Genomic DNA, 1,736 nt, shown 5'->3' with positions numbered 1-1,736 from the left:
AGGGAGGCAGTATGAAAGTTTAGAAGAATTAACACGAGAACTCCATGACTACGTGCATTGGTTTAACCATATTCGTATTCATAGCACACTAGGTTATACAAGTCCTATTGAGTACAAAAATAAACACCTTAAGAAAATTGTCTAGTTAGGTGTTGACAGTCCAAGTTCTAAGATTACATGACAATATTATTCCACAATATGGCGCAAGAATGTAGTTAAGGCTATCCCTACTACCTTATGAGTAATACCTATTAAAAAAGGTCAACCAGAAATGTTACTGGCTGACCTCATAATACGATATGGCGCATATCTGAAATATAGATATGTGCCATTATTCATTTTAGGGGAAGATTGTTGAAGACCAGAGTATTTTGGTTATTAAATATATAGAAATTCCAATGATATATTAGTAACCTCAATGGATTATGTGGTTACTAAGGGCAAGGGAAATAAAGCAAAGAAGACACCTTGTTATGAGAAAACAGTTTCCAATTCTTCATTTCTGATGATTGAAACTAATAAACTCCCTCGGCGTTTTGAAAATACCGTTAGAGTACCATAATAGTTGGGAAAGATTTCAATAAAGAAAAAGCACTCTTCTAAAAGAAGAAACGTAACGTGTAAACAATTTTTTAGATTTAGATATTGTGAATAATTTAAAAATTTGAAATAATTAACAGGATGAGATTATTTAATGAGATTAAAATTTAGCAATCGATTAGGAGGGAAAATAAATGGAATTTATAATGAATTATGGTGACACTAGTTTTATTGGATTAGTTAATGCGGAAAAATACAAATCATTTGTAGATAAAGACTGGGAATTAGATAAGCTTATATATCATTTTACAGATGAAATGAAACAAGGGAATATACTAGTTTGTCAGATGACAGAAGAGGGTTTTGCTCATTCATGGAAAGTTGATATAAAAATCGGAACTGATGACATTGAAGGAGAATGTTTTAGAAGGGCTCTAGGATATATTAAAGTAACTGATAATAGATTATTTATGGTAGATTATGACTGCCTTACTATGGCAGCACAATATGAAGATGAATTGGTACCAGATGAAAATTGCTCCAGCTATAAAATTGATATTGAAAATGGTATATATCAAGTAGAGTTAATTCAATATTATAATGTAGATACAGATGAACATTTTGGAAATCATGATAGAGAACTTTCTCTTAATTTTGTTAAGAAGCCTGAATTTCAACAAAAGATAAATAATGTATTTTGGTGTACGATTTAAAATTACATATACCACGATCTCCACGAAAAGTGAGTAGTAAAGTTTCATTGTTTTATAATACATAATAGAAATTCAGTCGAATAAGTCTTGTATTAAGGATAATTTCTCTAAATAATAGTAAATGGGTAAACTATATGGATCCCAGTCCAAGAAATAAATAAAGTAATAACAATGGTTTGTTGGATGTGTATGACAGTAATATGGATAGAGCAGACAGGAATTATCAAGGGAGGAGCAACTGAAAATACAGCATTCGCTCCTACACAAGGCATTGACAATCCACTTCGAATTGATCAATTAGCTTAATAATGAAACAATTAATGTGTCGAATAGTTTTGAGACTACATGACAATATTATTCAACAATCTGGCGCGATGATGTAACATCATCGCGTTTTTGGACTACCACGCTTTAAAAACTCTATGATTAGGTTACTAAGAGGTGATATCAGCTCTTTTTGTTTGAACAATTACCATAGACTCC

General features: G+C 31.3%; 2 protein-coding genes. Both read left to right on the top strand.

Annotated elements, in window-relative coordinates; genetic code table 11:
- Positions 1-145, top strand: a 145-nt coding sequence (locus JM172_RS25575; protein WP_214482207.1) for an IS3 family transposase, incomplete at its 5' end; no start/stop codon positions are given.
- A 601-nt stretch (positions 146-746) separates the two neighbouring features.
- Positions 747-1,253, top strand: a complete 507-nt coding sequence (locus tag JM172_RS24310) for a hypothetical protein (RefSeq protein WP_214484951.1) — start codon at positions 747-749, stop codon at positions 1,251-1,253.
- Positions 1,254-1,736 lie beyond the last annotated feature (483 nt).

Origin of the sequence: Bacillus sp. SM2101, assembly GCF_018588585.1 — a bacterium.
Lineage (GTDB): Bacteria > Bacillota > Bacilli > Bacillales > SM2101 > Nanhaiella > Nanhaiella sioensis.
Note: the sequence above shows the minus strand (reverse complement) of the source record. Positions and strands in the feature narration are given on the sequence as shown.

Excerpts from the sequence above, each read along its gene's own strand:
- JM172_RS24310 (WP_214484951.1), top strand. The coding sequence starts at position 747 with ATGAATTATGGTGACACTAGTTTTATTGGATTAGTTAATGCGGAAAAA.